The sequence below is a fragment of the Cetobacterium sp. genome (genome assembly GCF_051658645.1).
GTDB lineage: Bacteria > Fusobacteriota > Fusobacteriia > Fusobacteriales > Fusobacteriaceae > Cetobacterium_A.
The window spans coordinates 26,086-49,060 of sequence record NZ_JBOFMZ010000022.1; the positions used below are offsets into that span (position 1 = coordinate 26,086).

The following is a 22,975-nucleotide window of genomic DNA, read 5'->3' on the forward strand; positions in this document are numbered from 1 at the left end:
AAAAAAGTAAATAAAAAAGAGGAGTACTCTCCTCTTTTTACCTGTACTATAATGTATTTATATTCACTGATTGAACATTTAAAGTTCTTCCATCCTCAGACATAGGAATTTTTATCTCTCCAGTCTTAATTTTCTCAATTATTTTATCTTTTCCAGGAACATTTTCATCAAACCCTACTATTGACCAGTTATTATCAATTTTAGGATTTAACTCTCCTTTTAAATTTTCCGATACATATTTCACAATTAAATCTCTAATTCTTCCTGCATCTTGTAAAGTTTCATAAGAATCATAATATTTGTCTTCTGGTGTTGCAAGTCCTAGGTGCATAAGAGTTCCGAATCTATAGTTATTTATTGCTACTTTATAACTTTTCTTAGGGTCAATAGCTTCACCTTTTATAGTAGCATCAACTATTCTCTCTCCAGCTCTTTTTGAAATGTCTACTTTGTAATTTACACCATCAAACATATCATAGTTATATCCTCTTACTTTTGGATTGAATGATATAGTTACATCTCCTGGCTTTGTTTCATTGTAATAAGCCATAGACCATTCCATATATTTTAAAAGATTCTCACCAGTCATATTTACACCCATCAATGTATTTGTATACTTGTAAATAAATGCAACGTCTTTCTTTTTAAAATCACCAGCATTTAAATTAGAATCAAAATTAAATACCGCTGCTGCTGAAACATCTGATTTTGCATAATAAGTTTGAACTTCATTTATAAGTTCAATAATAGCATTGTCTTCAATTTGAGATGTTGGCATAGTTGTAACTTTATCATCTCCTGTTATATAATCTGGATTTTGAATAAATTTAGCATTAACTTTTCCAACAACTTTGTTTGCATCCTCTCTTGAAGTATCATGAACATTTTTAAATTGCTCTAAAATTTCTGGAGCTGCATCTATATCTTTAGTTTCAATATTTTTGGCAACTATATCTTTAACTATCCATTTACCATCTTTTTTAAGAACTTTAATTTCACCGTTTGAAACTCCCCATCCATAAGCACCTGGTTCTAAAACAGTTGTTCCTTCTATATCAGTTACATATCTTGCATGCTCATGTCCTGCAAATATCAAATCAAATTGAGGATAAGCTGCAGCTAAATCAAATACTCCAGTTTTTCCATACTCATCTTTTCTTCCTAAATGAAAAGCTCCAACAAGTACATCATATTTACCGTCTATCTCTTCTAAAGTTTCTTTTACAGATATCATTGGATCTTCGAATGTCAAACCTTTAAAATGTTCTGGAGCTGATGCTTCCCACATTGGTATATGAGGAGGTATTCCTCCAACTAAAGCTACTTTTACTCCTTCAATTTCAAATATTTGATAAGGAAGTACAAATTTAGAACCGTCATCTTCATTTTCTATATTTGTTGATATTACAGAACCTTTAAAGTTTTTAATATTTCTTAATAAAAAATCCTTCTCAAAATTAAATTCATGATTTCCTAAAATCCAAGCATCATAATTCATAGTATTCATAGCTTCTACCATTGGATGTGTTTCTAAGTTATTAAATAACTCTACACTATTATCTTGTACAGTATCTCCAACATCCATTAAAATTAAATTTGGATTTTTTTCTCTTAAAGCTTTCACTATCGTGTAAGTTTTTGCAAATCCTGCACTCGCATCCTCTGAATCTATTCCATACTCATAAGGATAAATTCTTCCATGAACATCTGAAGTTGCTGCAAATGATAAAGTTACCTCTTCGCTTCCAGCTTTACCTTTTGTTACAATTTTTTTTTCAAGATTAAGTTTGTTTTCTGAAAACTCTTTAACCTCTGTGTTTGTTGCTGTTTTAGGCTCTGAATCTTTTTGACCACAACCAACTAAAGTGATTGATAACAAAGCTCCTAAAACAAAAAATTTAGTCGTTTTCACCGTTTTCCTCCCCGTTTATTTTAATTAATAATATTGATACTGCTGCTGTTATAGGTACAGTCGCTATTATTCCGATGCTTCCAGCTAATGCATTAACTACTTCAATTGCTATTGCTGGTATGTTTATAAATTGTTGATAAACCATTCCATAACCCCATATCATCATCATCAAAGGAAGTGATCCCCCTGCAAAAGCTAAAATTAAAGTATTAATCATAGTTCCTGTTATATCTTTTCCAATTACCATAACTGAATTAAATAACTCTTTTGAAGTTAAGCTACTTTTGTGTTGATGAATCTCATTCACAGCTGATGAAATTGACATTGCAACATCCATTACTGCTCCTAAAGATGCTATCAGTATCGAAACAAAAAGTAATCCCTCGATTTTTATTCTAAAATCTCTTGTTATATAGAGTAATTGCTGACCTTCTGATAAATTTAAACCACTTAATCTCATTATTTTACCAAAACAATAAGAAATTAATCCTGCTATTGTTATTCCACATATTGTACCTATTATTGCAGAATATGTTTTTCTATCATAACCACCTATAAGTAAAAAACTTATCACAATTATTACTGACGATAAAAATATACTCGTCGAAATTGGATCGCAACCTTTAAACAAAAGTGGAATCAATATGTAAATAATTACAGAACCAGTAAATGCTAGTGCTAAAAGAGATTTAACTCCTTTCATTTTACCCAACAAAACTACTGCGCATATAAAAATAGCTCCTAAAAAATATATTGATCTATCTCGTTTTAAATTATATAACCAAACTGTTGGAGTTTTATTTTCTTCTCGTACGGTAAATATCGCTTTTAAATTCACATCTGCATAAACATTATGCAAAGTTCCCAACGAATTGTAAACTATAAATTTTTCACCACTATATTTGCCCTCTAAAATCTCTACTTCTAATGTTTGACTTCCTCTAAACTTGCCTTTTACAATAGGATCTTTCATCAAATCTTCTTTTATGACCTTAATAATTTTACCTTCTACAAATTCTTGTGGAAATTTAACTTTACCTTTTAAATTTTGACTTAACTTTGGTGAATATATAGCCATCACAAGTATTGAGATAACCACCATTATTGGCAACAATATTTTCTTCATTCTGACCTCTTGTCCTATTAAAAGTTATTTATATTCAAAATTATAACATTTTTTTAAAAAAAAATCTCTTTTTGTTTGACTATTTTATAAAATTTTTGTATGATTATAGTAGATACAAAAACTTTTTTAGTGAGGTGTTAAAAATGTCACAAAACAACATAAAAGAATTACTAAAAGGTAAAACCGTTGACGAATTATTAGATTTACTTATTCTCGGATTAGAAAATACAGATATGAATTCAATTGTAATTCAATCTTTTAAAAATATTAATTTAAACATCCAAAAAGGTTAATTTTTTTTGATTTTATAAAAAAAACTCCATATTTCTAATATGGAGTTTTTTTTACTAGAACTTTCCTATTATATTTATAAACCAACCTTGAGTTTCATAATCTAAATCTTTTCCACCATTTTTATAACGTAAATCTTTTAAATTATCATCAAATTTACTAAAGTTATAACCTACTCCAACTTGCATATTTTCATTTATATCTCTATAAACTCCAACTTGAGCTCCGTGTTTAACTTCATCTGTTTTTCTACTTTCTAAAATATGATACTCTGCAAAAATATCCCATTTGTAGATAATTTCATAAGTCGCTCTCATTGAATACATATTAATTGTATTACTATACCAGTCACCACCTGAAACTAATCTAACCTTATCTTGTCTTATTGCGTATTTTCCAGCTACTGTCAATCTTTGAGTCCAGTCATAAATAGCTTCTACTGTATATAGATGGGCTTTAAAGTTAAAGTCAGTTGAATCTCCAACTGTTCCTGAACCACTTGTATCATAGATATAGTTCCATCTTGAAATTAAATTTAATCTATCATTAAATACTGGTCTATAACCAAATCCTAAACCTAGCTCATAGAATTTATCATCTCCATCAAAAGTTCTAGATAAATATTCATTGTTATCTCTTTTTAAAGTATAACTATCTCCATCTATTGAAACATAGTTAACTTCACCAAACAGAGTATACTCAGCTGTTGGTTTCCACTTTGCATTGTTAATAAATCCCCAACTAGAAGATGATCTAGCTCCTGAATCTCTTCCATACTCTAATCTATGCTTTGAATACAAAGTTTCATCTTCATATCTTAAACTCGTACTTACATTATTTCTAGTTACTTTACCATCTTCAATATCAACATCTCCACGCTCATACATAACTCCTAAGAAAATATTTTTTTCAAATTCGTAATCAACTCCATAACCTTGTAACAATCCTTTTTCAGAATAATTTTTCATAATACTATTTTCTTGAAAAAGAGTTACTCTGTCACTATATAGGAATCTTTGACCTATAGTTAAATCTCTAGTTGTATCTTCTTCATTTTCAAATGTGTATCCTGCATAAATTTCATAATCAGGACTATACTTATATCCTGCAGTTAACTCTGCTGCTGATCCTCTGTTTCCAGTACTAAAGGCACCTCCAAGTTCTAATTTTTCTGTAGGAGTGTACTTACCTCCAACAGTTACTAAATTATTTGCTGAATAACCTTTATCTCTCCAAGCTGAAGATTGCAATTTCAGATATCCATCTAACTCTTCATTAAATTTATATCCAATTTTTGTTCCTAAAAGTACAGCTTCTCCAGAATCTAAATCGTCATTATTAAGTGTTATTAATGATGATTCATCCTCTTTATCTCTAACATATTCAGCTTCAAATCCAATATCTAGCTTTTCTGTTATTTCTCTATTTACTCCTAAAGAAACTGCTCTTTGCTCTTGAAAACCTTCGTTTTTTCCAAGATCATCAAAATCACTTTCTTTATATTTTGTAGCTTCTAAGAATACTAAAGTTTTTTCATCTACTTTATGTTCTCCTCTTATTCCAATTTCTTCTTTTTCTAACCCACTAGCTTCTGAAGCTGTTGAGAAATTTTTATCTTTTTTAGAATACCAGAACAATAGATTATCATCTAAATTAAACTTATTACTATAATCACTTGGTGCAAAACTTCCTTCTATATAATAAGCTGTTCCTTTTCCATTTTCTACTATAATTGGTTGTTGCACAAAATCATAACCACCATTATATGAAAACCAATTTGAATTTTTAGTTAATTGATTTCCCTCTGTTTCAGAATATTCTCCTTTTATATAAGTTCCATTTGATTTTTTTAAAGTTAAGTCAGCACTTTTTAACTCATAATCTGTTAATGTTCCTTTTCTATCCTCTTTTACATAAGTTCCACCAACACGGACATTATCGGTTATCCAAGTTTTTCCTCTTCCACCTGCAGTTAAATTTGAAATATTATCTGCAGAAGAATAAAATTCATAGTCTGCTATTAAATAAACACTTTTTTCTCCAGAAGGAGAGCTCTTTACTATATTTGTAACTTTTTCTGTAAAATAGCTTTGACTTAAAGGATCTGAAAGTATAACTCTTCCTGACAATTCATTAATTGTATAATCTGATCCTTCTGTTAATGCTACTCTATCTAAAATTCTACCTGTTTTTTTATCCTTTATTTCTAATGTTAATTTAGCACTTCCAACAACTATATCTCTTTCACTTAGTGCATATATACTTCCGCCTGTTCCTAAAAAAGCATCTCTTTTATAACTCGTATCTGGATTAGCTGCAAAAATTTCTAGATGATGTTTTGATTCTCCAAAAGGATTCACATCTAAACTATTATATTCACCTCTTGCTCCATACAAGCTACGACTATAATTATTAAAGAATCCTGCATCTAAACCTGTTTCGTAATTACCCCATAAAACTTGTGATTTATCCCAGTCAACTCTTAAATACGCTTTTCCTTCAGTTTCTACATCATAATAACGTTCTGATTCATCTCCATAATCAAATGGTAAATACTGTCTATCTAATTTTCTAAAAATAGCATTTCTATCTCTTTCATGAAAATCATTAAATATATTTTTTATTTCATTTTCCCATGTATCAGCTTGTGCTGTTATTTTATACTTATCCTTTACACCTTTATAGTAAAAAGCAAGTCTTCCTGTATCATAATAGCTTGCTTTAAAGTTTGAATCATTTTGTAAAATTGAATCACTTCCAGATATATTATTTTTTCCAAGAGTAAAATCCGCTAGTGCAACTAAATATTCATAGTCTTTAATTGTTTCTACTTCTATAGGATAATGTTTATGCTTTCCATCTTTCTCTATTTCAAAGTTATAAACTTTTAAAGGTGCGTCTGAAAGAGTTTCATAAATAAAATCTCCTGTAGAATCTAGATCAATATTTTGACCATCTATTTTTACAATTGTTTTAGGATCTATATCTCTACCATAGAATCTAATTTTAGATCCTACAATAGGTATATTTTGTAAAGCTAAATCATTTGTTCCATAAACTTTATCTTTTGTTGAATCATTACCTTTTTTAAAGTTTTTCATATCTATATCATTTAAATTTAACGTTTTCAAATCTGTTTCATCATAAGTTCCGTTAGCATCATAAACTCTAAAAACATAATATAATTTATCTACATCTTTTAAATCATGTGATTTAGAAACAGTACCATCCCATACTATAGGAGTATTAAAATCTAGTGTATCACCTTTTATAGTTACAATTGGATTTCTTTTTAATACGTCGCCTTCTTTATATATTAAAAGTTCATAGTTTTTAATCATTTTTTCATAGTTTGTATATGCATAGAAAGTTACAGATTCTTTAATATTTCCAACTCCATCAACTAAAACATAAGAATCTGTTAAAATATTCAATCTAGGATCTACTGCAACAGGATCTACTATACTGTATATAACTCCTCTTCTATTTTCTAAAAAAGCTCTGCCTTTATATACTAAATTTTCAGTTTCTGGTAAGTGATCTGCTGATTGAAGGTTTGAGTTGAGTTCCAGATTCTGGAACTCAACTCCCCTTACATTTTCTTCTGAATCACTCCAATTTTCAATTTTTAAACTCTGAGTTGATATTGTTTCTACTACTTCATACTCATCATAAGAGTTTGGAGGTTCTACTACTTGAGCATTTGCTGCTGTTACTATTAATCCTAATAAAATCAAACGTAAACTCCACTTTTTTTGTAAGTGATTACTCATCTATATCGCCTCCTTTTTATTTTGAGTAAATTGAACTTTTACTTTTTCATCATCTAAATATTGTCTTAATGCTTTCATTAGAGTTTCTCTTCTTTTTTCATCTAACTCTTTGTCTCCACTCTTATTTAACTCTACTAACAAGTGGTCTTTAGATTTTAATTTACCCATAATTTCATCGAATAAATTTTTGTAAACAACAGGTTTTATTTCTGTTGAATTATCATAGAATATTATTCCAGGGAAAACTCTTACTCTTAATAATCTTGTTCCATCTTCTCGTGTTTCATAAGTGGTTCTTGGTAAAACTACTCCAAAGTTATATTTAATCATAGTTGTTCCTAATCTTTGAACTTTAGGATTTTCTGTTGTAAATATACTTCCAGTAGGTAATGTCGCTGTATCCACTTTTAAGATATAGTTTTTACCTTTGTTGTCAGAAACTTCTGGTATGTTGAATCTTCCGTATTGGTCTGTAATTATTACTAAACCTTCTACGTTTGCAACTCTTACTCCAGGAATTCCCTCTTCTATTAATCCTGTATTTATTATAGTTATTTTTTGATAATATTTTACTTTATTATCAGGATTTTTATTTGTGCTTCTTTTTAGAATGTCTCTTTTAATAACTATGTTTTGTGATACCATTCCTTTTGCTTTTAATCCTGTGTGCTCAGTTATAACTCTATTGTCTTTTGTTAAAGTTATGTCTGTACCTTCTACTGTCTTAACTCTAATATCGCCTAAATTAGAGATATCAGTTAATCCTGTAAAGATTTCAACTTTACTCTTATCTAAGATTTCTCTTTCACTCATTCTACCATGTAAAACTTCTTTTAATTTAACTCCTCTTTCCAACGGTACACTCTTATCTGGTAAAGCTTTTCTAACTCCATCAATTACGTAATATGTACTGTTAGGTACGTATGAGCTTTCTGGGATATTTTGAGTTATTGATAATCCTGTTGCTCTATTGTCATCTTGAGTTCCATCTCCATCTCTGTCATGGAATACTTTTCCAATTACAGTTGTTGTTTCAAACAATGGATCTTCAACTACATCTACTTCTGCACTATCTGTATTTGATACCGCTGTTCCAGAAGAGTTTGTAACTAATGCCACATTTTTATAAACTCCTCTTACAACTCCGATAGATACTTTTGTTAAATAAACAGCTTCAATTTGTTCTTTAGCATCTAAATTGAACGGTCCAATTTTAATAGTATTTCCTTCGTAAGTTGTAGCTATCGTTCCTACTTTTTCACCATTTTTAACTATTTGTAAAGATCCGTCTACTAGCTTAAATCCAGCTGGTGGAGTATCTCTTACATAAAGATTTCTAATTGGTTGATTTTCATTGTTTGTAATAACTAAGCTGTATGGTACAAATTTACCTACAGAGGTTTCTCTCACTCCAGCTTCTTTGTCTATTGACACTAAAGGTTTTTTAACTTTAATTTTAGCTGTTGCTGTTTTTTCTGGTATTCCATTTGACGTTATTTTAGCTAAGTTTCTAATTTCTTTTGTATTTAAGTCTAATGAAGTTTTAGCTTTGATAGTATAAGTTAATGTATCTCCTGGAGCTATCTCTGCATCAGATATATTTATATTATTATTAACTTCTGGTAACGTTCCAATTTTTGAAGCATCTCCTGTTGTTCCTGTTACAGTCCAGCTAGTATATGCTGGAATTTTTGTTCCATTATTTGATGTTTCAGTCATCTCTGATATTTCATCAATTATTGTAAATGTTCCAAGAGTTGCTGTTGATGTTGTACTTTTATTTTTAACTTTTATTGTATATTCTACTTCTTCTCCAAGTAAAATTTCCTCTTGTTTAGCAACTTTTGTAATTTCTAAATCTGGTGCTGTTGCATTTACATCAACCTCAGCTTTTATGTCATTTTCTAAATCTAGAGTTCCATCTTTTGTTTGATCAAAATTAGCACTTGCTATATTTTTAATTTTTTCTCCTGCTTTTAATGGCACATCTTTTTTAACCGTAGCTTTAACTGTTATAACTGCTTCTGTATTTATTGTCGGGATTTCAATTTCAGAAATAGTTCCATTAATATCTCCCGTATAATCTATAGCTACTCCTGCTTCTTGAACCGATATTAATTTGATTGATTCTGGTAAGAATATTGTTTCTCCTACTGAAGTTTTTAAATTTTTAACTTCATCAATCATCTTAACATTAAACACTGTTTTATCAGTTTTAATTTTAACTGTATAAGTCACTTCTTCTCCATTTATAATTCCATCATCACCTTCAATTGATGTAACTACTGATTTTTCTATAGTTATTGTTGGCTTAGTTGGACTTGAGCTAACTTCACTTTCTAAGTTTTGCTCTTTACTTTCATCACCATCACCATCTTGATTTAAAATTCTAGCTCTAGCAATGTTCGTGATATTTCCTACTATATTATTTTTTAGTTTTAATTCAATTGTATAAGTTATTTTTGATTTTGGTCTCATGTCTAAATTATCAAACACGTTTCCATCCTCTCCAGTAACTGTTGTTACTCTCACAGAATCTAGAGGATCAATTACTCTAGTTATAGCTACTTCTGGTTCAAATGGATAAACCATTTCACCTAAGCTATTCATAGCTCTAATCTCTTCGATGATATCTCTACCTTCTACTCCAACTAGATTGTTTTCACCTGTATTTTCTAAAACAACTGTATATATCATTTTTTGTGAAAGTTCAAATTCTTTTACATTAACTGTTTTCTTTAAAGTTGCTTTTGGAATTTGAGCAAATATTATAGCTTTATCTTCTATAACTTCATCTTTCTCTCCAACTTTTACAGTTAATTTTGCAGTGTTTTGTATAAATGAAACTGCATCATTTGAAACTTTTATTTTTACAGTAAATTTAATAGAAGTTCCATTTTCAATATCTATATCTGCTATTAGATTTGAAGGATTCGGAATTATCTTAACCGAGTTCTGTGTTAGACTTGGTGTTGACTCAAAACTAACATCTTGTAACGTTCCACTCACAAATGCTGGTCCTTCTATTCCAGATGGATATAGTTTTACATTTACATCGGTAAAGATATCTTCTAATTTAGCATTTCTAACCCAACCTTCTCCATCATTAGTTACAAGGAACGTATATTCTACAACTTCTCCTGGAGAATATACGTTAACTGTTTTACCTGCTGGTGTTGTTAGTTGTGTTTTTGTTTTAACTGTTTTTTCTAGTTTTAAAGCACCTATTTTTCCAGTTGATATTGCTTCACTATTTATTTCTTTATCTATTGGTCCATCTGGTCCAACTTCTTTATACTTACCAACCGCAACGTTTTTAAGTTCTCCAAAAACATTATTCTTAGTTCTAGCTGTTAACGTTACTATAATTTCGTCTCCTGGAGCTAAATCTAATGTTGCCGTGTAAGTGTCTCCTTCAGTAGAGTTTTTAACACCTTCTGATAATAAAGATGACGTTTCTGGCACTACTATTGATAATCTCTCCCATGATTCAAATGCTAATCCTGTTGATGTATTTTCTCCAGAAATCTCTCCTATAACTTTTCCAATTTCATCAGTTAATATGAAGCTTGGTATTATAGATTTTCCTGGATTTTTTATTTTTATTGTATATTCTAAAGTTTCTCCAGAGTTGTATGTTCCTTTATTTACAACTTTTGTTAATTCTGGAGTTGATGGAGTATTCTTAATAACTGCATCATCCTCTCCACCTTTATCTTCTGGTGTTACTCCTTCAGGATATTCAAATGAAGTTTTATTGATTATATCTCCATAGATATTGTTTGCTGCCTTTCCTTTTATTGTGATTGTTACTTTTGTGTTTTTCCCTAAATCTATTAGTGCGTCAATATCTTGCTCATCAATTGTTTCTAAAGCTGTTATGTTAGAATTTACTAAATCTCCAGTTAATACTGCAGATACTGTCCATCCAGCTTGGAAGGCTAGTACTTCTCCTCCACCAACTTTTTGAGCTAATATTGTACTGATTGAATCTTTAATCCTAACATTATTTACCACACTACTAGTTGAAGTATTAGTTACTACTATTGTAAATCCAATCTCTCCATTTGGTAAATACGTTTCTAAGATTGGTTCTTTTACTATCGTTAGTTTTCCTGGTGTATTTTTAGAAACAACCTCTCTTTCTAAACTTTCTGCTCCTTCTGGTCCAACATATTTTACATATCCTGTATTTACAATATCTCCAACAATATTTTCTTCTACAACTGCTGTTACCGTATATATTAAAACATCATTTGGCGATATATCTATTTTATCATCTATATCTACATTTGATAAACTTGGATTTTGAGTATATGTCGTTCCTGTTCCATTATCAGTTCTAATGATTGTCCAAGACTTAAATGCTAATACTTCATTTTGATTTAATGCTATCGCTTTAATTTCTGAAATTCTATCTATAAAGCTAACATCATTTACAAAAGTTTTATTAGGGTTTGTAATTTTTAGTTTATACTCTATAGTTCCACCTTGAGTATATTCTGCTCCTTTTATAATTTCTTTTGTAAATTCTAAAGAACCTTTTTGAGGTTCTACTTCAGGAGTTTCTTTTTCAATCGCTCCCGCTGTTACAACGTTTTTAGGAATAATTCCTACTGCTTTTGAATTTATTACAGCTGTAACAGTTATTACTACTTTATCTCCTCTATCTATATCTGCCACTAAGTTAATGTCATTATTATCATCAACAGTTGATGGTTCAATTAATGTTGTAGATTTTACTTTAGTAATAGTTGTAGACCAACTTTCAAATGCTGGTCCTGTCAATCCTCCTGCTAACTCTGTAGTCATAGTAGATATAGCATCTTTTATGCTTACATCTTTATCCATTCCCGCTCCAATATTTTGAATTGTTATTTCATATACAAGTTCATCTCCAGAGTTGTACTTTTGACCTTCAAATGGTTTTCCTGCTAAAGTTTTAATAACTTTACTTACTTCAGTTAGTGGATCCCCTGGTGTATTTTGAACTGTATCAAACACTTCTTTTTCTTTGAAGCTGGCTGTAGCTTTATTTTCTAAAATACCAACTGGAACTCCATCAGTTTCATTTCCTAAAGATACAGTTGCTTCTACTTTTATTGCAATCCTTTCATTTGCTTTTAAATTAGTTTTTATCTCTATATCAGTACTTCCTGCAACTCCTATTTCTGGAATTGTTAAAGATGGTACTGTCACTGGTGTTACTGCAGAACTTGGTGTTATACTCACTATTTTCCAAGAACTAAATGGAGATATTAAAACTCCTTTATTTGTTAAAACTTTGATATTGTTTAAAGCATCTTTTATTACAACATCTTTTGCAAGTATTTTTGCACCATTTGTAACTTCTATTATATAATTTAACTTTTCTCCAGGAATGTACTTAGACTCTTCTACACTTTTCAGTATAGTTATACTTCCTTCAATTGGATCTGCAATTACTGGCTCTGGTGAATTTGGTCCACCTGGGCTGCTTACAGTATTTATTATTCTAGAACTTACATTTGGCTTTAATTTAGCTTTTATTATAAATCCAACTTGACTTTGTGGTGCTATGTCTACAAGCACATTTAAATCTTTATCGTTCGGTGTTGCTGGATCGCTTGTTTCTGGATTCGTTACAACTGAAGATAATGTAGATGATTTTGTAATTTCAATTTCCCAAGATTGAAATGCTGGTCCTATTAAAGCATCTTCTATTTTAGAAATTTCATCTAAAACTACGATGTTGTTACCCCATCCTAATCCTGCATTTTGAAGTAAAACTGTATATGTTAAAGTGTCTCCATCTTCATATACGTTTTTGTCTATCGTTTTTCTTAAGAATAACTGAGCTGATTTTCCAATTGTTTCAGCGTTATCCGTTAATTTTAACTCTTCATTTTTACCATTTTTATAAGTTACATCTGCTATGTTATCTATTTTTCCAGTAGCTCTTTCGTCTAAAACTCCCTTTAAAGTAATTATTACTTTATCTCCAGGAGATATATTTAAAGTAGCTTTATATGTATCACCAGTTATTACTTCTGATGTCAGAGATGATGTTGGTGGTATCAATGTTAACTCTCTTGTCCATGATACAAAAGCTAATCCTGTTCCAGGTGCTGGCAATCCTGCTAAAGTTGTTTCTAACGCTCCAATAGCATCTTCTAATTGAACTCCAATTGCTGCTCCTGTTCCTATATTTTGTAATTCTAAAGTATAAATAATCTCATCTTTTGGACCATAAATTTCTGTATTTACATTTTTTACTAATGTTAAAACTGGATCTTTTGGTTTTACTGTAGCTATTACCTCTTTATCAGAATTTTTATCTGGATAAACATAGCTTGCAGTATTAGTTACATCTCCATAAATTCCATCCGCTGCTGTTCCTCTGATTTGGATGTTAATTTTTGTTGATTTTCCAATATCAAGGTTTACAGCATTTATATCTCCTGTTGTAGGTATCGCTGTTGCATTTGTATTTACAGTATCTCCTATCACTTGATAAGTTATTGTCCATCCAGTTTTAAATGCTGCTGTTTCAGTTCCATCAGCTATTTTTAAAGCTTTTATTTCACTTATTAAATCTGTTAACTTTAAGTTATTTATTAACTCTGTTGATACGTTTTCTATTGTGATATCAAATCCTATATTTCCATTCTGAGAATAGAACTCTTCAAATGGTGATTTTGTTATTTTTGCTAATCCTAACTTTGGATTTGATTTAACACTTACTGGTCCTAATATAGGAGTTTCTGTTTTATCTTTCTTGTAAGTTCCAGTTGCTATATTCTTAATTTCACCTACAATGTTATCATTTACAACTGCAGTAATTTTAAATGTAACCTTATCTCCTGGAGCTAAATCCATTGTTTCATTTAGATTTGAATTTATCTTTGGATAAGTTCCACTAAATATAGTCTCTGGTTTTAGATTTGACATTTCTATTTTCCAGTTTGATTTAAATGCTGTAACTAAATCTCCTGCTAAATTTCCAGCTTTTACATCACTTATTAAATCTATTACGTTTACATCGTTAAGCCATATTTTTTCATTCTCATTAGAAACTACAACTTCATAAACAATTGTATTTCCTGCGCTGTATGTAGATTCGTCTAATCTGTTTTCTTCCTCCAATATTTTTTTAGTTAAACTTGGAGCTGTTCCTACTTTTGGAGGGATTGGTGGTGTCACCTTATCTTCTCCATTTATTACAGCTATATTTGGAGAAATTGTTCCAATTGCATTATCTCTAACAATAGCTGTTACTATAAAGTTTACATATTTATCAGGTCCTAAATCCACTATATCATCTATTATTGCTGGACTTGATAATGGATATGTACGGTCTACTTTTGCTGCTGGTGATTTATCTAGTTCTACCACCCAAGATGTGAATGCTGGTCCTGATGTTCCACCTGCTAACTCTGTAACTACAGAATTGACATCATCTTTTACTGTAACGTTATCTGCAACTCCATTTCCTATATTTCTTATTCCAATTGTATAAACAATTTTATCTCCTGGAGAATAAGTCATTCCAGGCTTATAAGCTAGTCCTCCAATACTAGTTATAACTTTTGTTCTTTCTAATACTGGTGGGTAAGGCGTAAAGATTACTTCATTTGATTTTTCTTCTACTCCTCCTACGATTATTGAAGCTGTGTTTTTTATAACCGATTGTGGGAAGTTTTTATTAGTCATATCCCCTGCAGTTATTTTAGCTCCAATTGTAATCGTTACACTTTCTCTAGCGTTTAAACTTGTTACAACTTTAACATTTTCTGTACTCGGTATAACAAGCGAAGCTGGTGCTGAACTAATTGGTGCTGCTGTTCCGCCAGAATAGACAATACTATCTATTGCCCATTCTGAGTATGCAGAGATGTTAGTTCCTCCACTTCCACCTACTAGAATATCTTTTATATTGTCAATTATTTCGAATGGTGCTGCTGTTGCATTTTCACCATTCTGAACTACTATTTGATACAGAATTGTATCTTCAAGCCAATACTGAACTGGATTAGCTGTAAAGCCTGATCCTTCTCTTAAATTATTTTGTAATTTAGTTATTGTTAACTCTGTTGCTTTTGGGTTTGTTACAACCTGATTACTAGGCTTTTCTATTGTTGGATTTTCAGGATTAAGTGGGTCATATTTATAACTTGCCTTATTCTTTATATCCGTTGTTGTATTAGGTTTTAACTTAGCAACTATAGTAAACTCTATTCCAGAAAGTGGAGCTAGTGACACTTTTGCATCCAAGTTGACATTCGGTGCTAAAACTTTTGGTGCTGTTAATTCTACACCGTCTAATATTACTTTTGCACTTCCTGCTGATGGTGTACCACTTACTATCCATGATTCAAATGCTGCAACTCCTGTTTCAGTAGCAGTGTCTGTTAAAATTCCAGCTACATTATCTAGAACTTTTATTCCGTTTGCCCAACCTGTTCCAGTGTTTCCAACAATAATTTTATATGTTAGAGTATCACCTGAAATATACGTCGCTTTATCTACTGTTTTTAATATCTGTACAACTGCTGGTAAAGGATTTACAGTTGTTGTATTATTTAATTTATCTTCTGGAATTTCTTTTCCATTTGAATCGAAAATTTGAGCTATATTTGTAATTTTACCTGTTGTTAAAGGATTTAATGTTGCTTCTATTACTACAGTAACAGTATCCCCTGGATAGATATCTCCAGTTCCTTTAAATCCGTTTATATATGTAGTGTCTCTAGTTATTACTGTAGCTGGATTTGTTTTTGATAGCGTTACAACATTAAAGCTATCTATTGCACTTCCAACTCCTCCTGTCGCTAAATCAGTTGTAATTAATTTTAAATCGTCTACTATCGAAACATTATTTAAATAACCTGTTCCAGTATTTTTTACAACGATTGTGTATATTAATTTTCCACCTGGTGTGTATAATTCTTTATTTACAACCTTGCTTAAATCTGCAACTCCAGGAGTTGGTGTTAATGTTACTGTTTTAGGTCCTAAGTCTATTCCGTTGTAAGAAGCATTTCCTGTATTTACAATGTCCCCAACTGCAGTGTTGTTTGCCTTTCCTCTTATTCTGACAACAACAACTTCTTCTGGTCCTAATGTAACTTTTCCTGCAGTTATATCCCCTCCATTTGTAATTCCAGAAGTTGTAAATCTAGTAGCATCTCCACTAACACTTACAATTTCATAAGTCCATCCTGGCTCGAAAGCTCGTACTAATGCTCCAGCTGAAGATTCAACTTTAATTTCACTTACTAAGTCACTTAAATTTATATCTTTTGCTATTGCATCTGTACTTTTGTTGCTTAAAACTAATCTGAATCCAATGTCTCCACCTGGAGTGTATGTTGTATTTCCAGTAATTAATGGAACTTTATTAAATTCAACAATTGCTGCTCTAGGGTTAATTGGATCACTCGGTTTATCAATATTATTTATTTTTGCAATATTTATTATTTCACCTGCTGCTAAACTAGATGTTGTTGCTCGAATCGTTATCTCTACTTTACCTGATGGAGCAATATCTACTTCTGTATCTATGTTATTGTTATCTACTAAAGCGTTTTGTAAAATCGTTTGCCCATTAAATTCAGGTTTTGTATGAGTTATAACACTTGTAATTGTCCAGTTTACAAAAGCTTGTCCTAAACTACCATTTAAAAGAGTAGTTTTAATATCACTTATTTTATCACTTATTTTAATATCATTACCAAATCCAAGTCCAGTGTTTTCTATTGTTAGCTTATACTCTACAACCTCGTTTGGTCCGTAGATTCTATTTGCTGGAGCTATTAGCTCTTTTTTAGAAACTATTTCTGGTAATTTTGGATTTATTAAGTCTGATGGATAGTTCTTACCATTTACAACTGCTATATTTGCTGGTATAACTCCAATTGCTGATTTTACTATATTTCCGCTAATTGTATAAGTTATTATATCTCCTGGTGCAAAATCTATTTCAACTTGTAAATTTGTAGGACTATTTCCAGCTATAGGTTTTATATCTGTTAATACTGGCTTTGATGAATTTGTCACTACTGGAGCTGATATAACTATATTTTCTAGTCCTTTTCCAGTAGCATCACCTGTTAAACTAGTTACTATTGCATCTAAATTATCTCCAACTCTTAAGTTATTGAAGAAACTGCCACCTGTATTTTCAATTACTACAACATACTCTACAGCATCTCCTGGATTATATGTTGCTCCTGTTACAAATGGTACTCCACCAAGTTTTGTTAGAGTTTTCTTTGCTGTAATTATTGGAGGTACTGGATTTAAATCAACTGATTTATTGTTTGTATTATCATAAGTTGAAGTATTGGTAAATTTACCTATTAGGTCATCTCTTAATTTACCTGTTACCACAAATTCAACAAATCCTTCTGGTGCAATTGTTACGCTTCCTACTAAATCAATTGTTTGATTAAACACCCCAACCTTCGTTACATTTCCACCTGAAGTGTTAAATGTTGCTGTATAGCTTTCAAATACTGGTGCTGTTGGAATTATAACTGAACCTGTAGTTTCTGCGATCTCTCCAACTATATTAGCTATTATATCTTTATAGTTCTTTGAAGCACTTGTTCCTACACTTGTTCCTTTATTTTCTACTTTCATTTTATAAACTATTGTTTCTCCTGGTAGAAAAGTAGTTTTAGGTGTTGTTCCATCAGCTTCAAATACAGATTTTGTATGAGTAATTAAAGGATTTTGCATACTTGAAGTTACTGATGATTTTAAACCATTTAAACTTGCAGTATTAGTTATATTTCCAACTGCATTTTCATTTATTTTAGCTTTAATTAAATAAACAATCTCTCCACCTGGATGCAAATCTAGCACCGCTTGTATTTTAGGCTTTGAAAGATCATTGTTGATAACTGTTCCTAGAGGAATAGTATTATTTATATCTGGAATTGTTGAAGCTCCAGTTGCACTAACTCTTGTTACTGTCCAGCTATCAAATGCTGGTCCTGAAACTCCTGTAGTTGCATAATTTGTCATAATAGACCCTATTTCATCAAGGAAAATACCATTATTTAAAATTCCTTTTCCTGTATTTTTTAGAGTAATTTTATACTCTATAAATCCAGCAGGCATATATCTGTTAGTTATAACAGTTGTTCCATCTGGTTTATAGAATTTAAGGACTTCTTTTTTTATTTCTGGTTTTTCTATTGATGGTCCTACTTGATTTGAAACTGCATCGCCATCAACAATTGCTGTATTTGTTATAAATCCTACAGCTTTATCATTTACTTTTGCTTTAATTTTATAAACTATGACTCCACCTGTTGGTATATCCGGAATTGCAGTTAATTTACCTGCAGCTATAACTGGATTTCCTAAATCTGCTTTAAATCCTGTTGCAGTACTGTTTACTAAATCAACAGTTATATCTGACAGTGCTGGTACAACTGCTCCTGTTGAATCTACTACCGTAATCGCAGTAAAATCATCACTCACCTGGATATTTTGAGCATTTCCGTTACTATTGTTTCTAAGTGTAATTGTATATGTAACAAACCCTCCTGGTTCATATTTACTTGGCAATACACTTTTTGTATTTTGTAGGTTCCATCTGAAAGGTACTGTTACTAAGCCACCATTATCAATAGTTCCAATTGCATCTTTTCTAACTATACCTTCTATTACGTACTGAACTTTTTCTCCTGGTTTAATGTCTACTAGTCCAATTAAATTTTCATTATCTGTTGGTCCTACCGTAAACACTGTTTCTGTTCCATCTGTTTCATTTGTTACTATCTTCTTAACTGTAAATACTCCATCGAATGGGTTTCCTACAGTTCCATCTATAAGTGGTACTGTTAAATCTTTTACTAACTCACTTATTGAAACATTATTCTGATATCCAGGTCCTGTTGAATTTGCTGTAATTGTATATTTAATTACATCCACTCCTGGAATATATGTTGCTTTATTTACTTCTCTAGTTATTCCTCCACCTGGTGGAACTATATTGTGTTGAACAGAACCTGTTCCTATTATATTACTTCCTTCTAACACGTTAGCAACGTTAGTTAGCTGAGGTGTCACAACTCTTGGATTTACTGTTGCAACAATTTTATATGTTACCTTTGAGTTTGCTGGGATTATAACTACGTCATTTAAATTTGTTTTTGGACTTCCAAACGGTATACTTGGATTTGAATTATTAAAATCTCTAAAAATATTCCAAGTATCAAATGCTGGTTGATTAGGCATATCTGTTACATTATCAAGTGCTAAATTATTTGCATAAGTTGCTAATATACTACTTAAATCATCTTTTACTGTAACCGTCTTTGCTGAACCCAATCTGTTTATAACGTCTATAAAGTATGTTATTGTTCCAGATGGTTCAAATACAGTTCTATCACTTCTTTTTACAAAATCAAGAAGATTTCCTGCTCCTCCATCTTTTGTTATTGTTGCTGATGTACTTGTTATTAAATTATTTTGAGTATCTTTTACTTCTACAGTATTTGAAACTGTATCTCCTGTATAACCTGCTTTTACTCTTGCAACTATTGTGTATTTTACAAATCCACCTGGTGCTATATCTATAGTTGCATTTAAGTTGCCATTTAAAGGATTAGTTATTCCTGTGCTAGTTCCTACTCCCGAAACCGTTCCATTTATTGAGATATTTTCAAAATATGTTGAATTTAGAATATCTTTAATTGTAGCGTCATTTGCATATCCCTCTCCATTGTTTGATACAACAACTTCAAACGATACAGTGTTTCCAGGAATAAATGTTCCTGTTGTTGCTGTTTTAGATGTATTTAAATTTGGTAATTTTGGTGATGTTGTAGCTGAAGCTGTTAAACTATCCGCTGATGCTGTATTAGTTATTGGTCCATATAAAACAGCATTCTGTGATGATGTTTTTAACGTTGCATTGATTATATATTTTACAGATCCACCTGGAGATATATCTACAGTATCCACTAAATTTATATTGCTACTTCCTGCTGTTAAAGTTGATTTTGTTTCACTTCCAACTAAAATAGGAGCTGATATTGTCCAACTAGTAAAAGCATTTGTTAGTGCTCCTGTGCTTAAAAGAGTTGCAGTTGCTGCTGAAATTTCATCTTCTACTTTTATTCCTAAAGCTGTTCCTGCTGTTGCTGCATTACTAACTAAAACTTCATATTGTATTGTTGTAGTATCTCGAGCTGAATAAAGTGCTGTTGGAGTACTTTTAGCAATATTTATTTTTGACACTTTTGTTATTGTTCCTTTGTCAGAATAAACTGCTCCATTTACTGTAGCTAAGTTTTTTATACTTCCTTTTGCTTTTGGATTTAAAACTGTTGTTACTGTATATGTTATTCTTCTATTCGGACCTAATATTGCATTATTCACATTTAAATCCACTGTTGGCGAATATGTTCCTGCACTTGTTGGATCTGAAGAGCTTGTTACTAAAACTGGTGACCCAGTAGATATATCATATATTTTTGATGTTATAGTCCATGATGCAAATGCTGGTCCTGTTGAACCATCTATAAGTTGAGCTGTTACTAAACTCAATTTATCTACTACCATTACATTTGTTGCATATCCATCTCCTGGGTTATCAACATCTATTGTGTAAGTTAGTGTTCCTCCTGGAACATACTCTGTAGTATTAACATTTTTTGCTACTTCTAAAATTGGAGTTGACATTTTTACTCCAGGTCCTGTTTCTAATACATTATCTCCTGGTAGTGCTTTGTCATCTACTATTAAACCAACTGTTGTAAGTTTTGTTTTTGCTTTTATTTCATAAACAATACTTCCATTTGGTCCAATATCTACATTTAATATTAAATTTCCTGTATTATTTGTTATAGTTCCTGTTCCAGGAGATGTTCCTGTTCCAGAAGTACTTAAAACAGATAAATCCCAACTTTCAAAAGCTAGTCCTAATGTTCCATCTATTTGTGTTGCTTTTATTGAATTTATTAAATCAGTTATTGTTAAATTGTTCATAAAATTATTATTTGGATTAGTCACTGTTAAAGTATAAGCTACTGTATCTCCAGGCTTATACTCTATCTGTGATGGAACTTTTGTTATTATAGCGCTGCCGTTATTAGCTAATGCTACGGATGTTGTTGTAACTGTATCTGTTTTTTGTAAAATGCCATCTTTTTTTAAATTTGCTGTATTCGCTATATTGCTAATAGCTGTATCTTTTGCAATTGTAGTTATTGTATAAATTATTTTTTCCCCTGGGAAAACTGTAACTATATCTAACAAGTTTGTATTCGATGTAGTTCCACCATTAGCTACTATAAGAGATAGGGATTTTGTTGACCCTGGTGCTAAAACTGCATTTACAGTCCAACTCTTTAATAGAGTTGATGATGCTACATCCGTTGCTGAAGTTACTGAATTATTTGCTATATTTCCTGTTATACTTGCTAATAAATCTTCAACTAAATAGTTTGAAGCTATTCCACTTCCAGTGTTATCAACCTCTACTGTGTAAGTGATTATTGCTCCAGGTCTATAACTTGTTGGATTTTGACTCTTTTTCAAATTCATTACTGGAGCTACTGATGTTGTTGTCGTTGTAGATGTTTTTACGATTGAATTTCTATCAGTTGCAGATGCTGTATTTGCAATTGGTCCTACTATATCACTATTTACTCTTCCAGTTATTGTATACTCTACAAAAGATCCTGTAGAAATACTAACATTTGTCGCCGTTAAATTTCCTGTTGGTGAGAATGTTCCAGAATTACTACTACCAGTGCTAGTAGCTACTGTCGATATTGTTCCAGGTGCAAAAACAGATTTTACCGATCCATCTGCTGAGCTTGCTGTTATCGTTGACATAATATCGTTTACACTCATATTTGTAATTCCGATAGTATTTGAATTATTTTGAATTTTGATTTTGTATATTAAATCTTGACCTGGTGTATAGTTAGTTGTTGTCGCTGTTTTTTGAATTGAATAATCATAAGTTGCTAAATTTAAAGTTAGAGGTAATGATTCTTCTGACTGCCCTCTTACTGTAGCAATAGCTTTATTTACTATTGGAGTGCTTACTCCTGGTTTTACATTTGCTGTTATTGTATATTCTACTTTACCTAAAGGTTTAATCTCTATTCCTGTTGCTATTAAGTTTCCAGATGGAGAAAAACTTCCAACTGTACTTCCAACTGTACTTGTTGCAGTGATAGTACCTCCTGTTAAATCAGATGGTAAAATATCCTCTACTTTAAAATCTTTTATTGTAGTAGTTAGATCTGTGTTTGTTATTTCTATTTTATATGTAACAACTCCATCTTTTTCATAATAAGTTGTTGGTGATGTTTTTCCAATTGTATACTTATATGTAACTCTTTTTAAAGTAATATTTCCTGTAGCTATTTCGGTGTTGTTTGTTTCTTTTAGGCTAACAACTGGTGTTAGCGAACCATTTACTAAATTGTTCACAGTACCTCTTACAAAGTACTCTACAAATCCACCTGCTGGAATATCAACTCCATTTATAGAAAAATCCCCATTTAAAGGAACTGTACTTGGATTTGCTCCAACACTACTTCCTGATATTTGGTTTACTAGATTAGAAAAAGCCGCTCCAGATCCTCCACCATCTAAAGATGATGTTACTTCACTAAGCGGCGCTTCTATTTTTAAATTGGTTAATGCTCCTGGCCCTGGGTTGTCAATCCGTACCTTAAATCTTATTGTTTCTCCAGTATCGTATGCTTCTGGTTGAACTATTCCTGCTGTATTAACTTTTTGAATTGTAACTATTGGAGCTGTAAGTACTAATATTGAATTCAACAAAAATACTATGAATGCAATATAGCGATTAAATAATAATTTCTTCCCCATGTTTCCTCCTTATTATTATTTTTT

At 31.1% G+C, this 22,975-nt stretch carries 5 protein-coding genes; 1 reads left to right on the plus strand and 4 read right to left on the minus strand.

Annotation, left to right across the window (positions count from 1 at the left end):
- Window positions 1–46 precede the first annotated feature (46 nt).
- Complete coding sequence (locus tag ACRCZX_RS01220; RefSeq protein ID WP_438581121.1) at window positions 47–1,912, minus strand: bifunctional metallophosphatase/5'-nucleotidase; 1,866 nt, start codon at window positions 1,910–1,912, stop codon at window positions 47–49.
- Window positions 1,899–3,038, minus strand: coding sequence for a YibE/F family protein (locus ACRCZX_RS01225; RefSeq protein ID WP_438581122.1), 1,140 nt, complete (start codon window positions 3,036–3,038; stop codon window positions 1,899–1,901). The genes ACRCZX_RS01220 and ACRCZX_RS01225 overlap by 14 nt, the downstream gene beginning before the upstream one ends.
- 143 nt (window positions 3,039–3,181) lie before the next feature.
- Here ACRCZX_RS01225 and ACRCZX_RS01230 point away from each other — a divergent pair, with 143 nt between their 5' ends.
- Window positions 3,182–3,331 (plus strand): hypothetical protein, encoded by a 150-nt coding sequence (locus ACRCZX_RS01230; RefSeq protein ID WP_438581123.1) that lies wholly within the window; start codon window positions 3,182–3,184, stop codon window positions 3,329–3,331.
- A gap of 54 nt (window positions 3,332–3,385) precedes the next feature.
- Here the strand turns inward: ACRCZX_RS01230 and ACRCZX_RS01235 are convergent, their stop codons facing one another.
- Together ACRCZX_RS01235 and ACRCZX_RS01240 are read right to left on the minus strand one after the other, a co-directional pair.
- Complete coding sequence (locus ACRCZX_RS01235; protein WP_438581124.1) at window positions 3,386–7,102, minus strand: hypothetical protein; 3,717 nt, start codon at window positions 7,100–7,102, stop codon at window positions 3,386–3,388.
- Window positions 7,103–22,951 (minus strand): hypothetical protein, encoded by a 15,849-nt coding sequence (locus ACRCZX_RS01240; protein ID WP_438581125.1) that lies wholly within the window; start codon window positions 22,949–22,951, stop codon window positions 7,103–7,105.
- Window positions 22,952–22,975 lie beyond the last annotated feature (24 nt).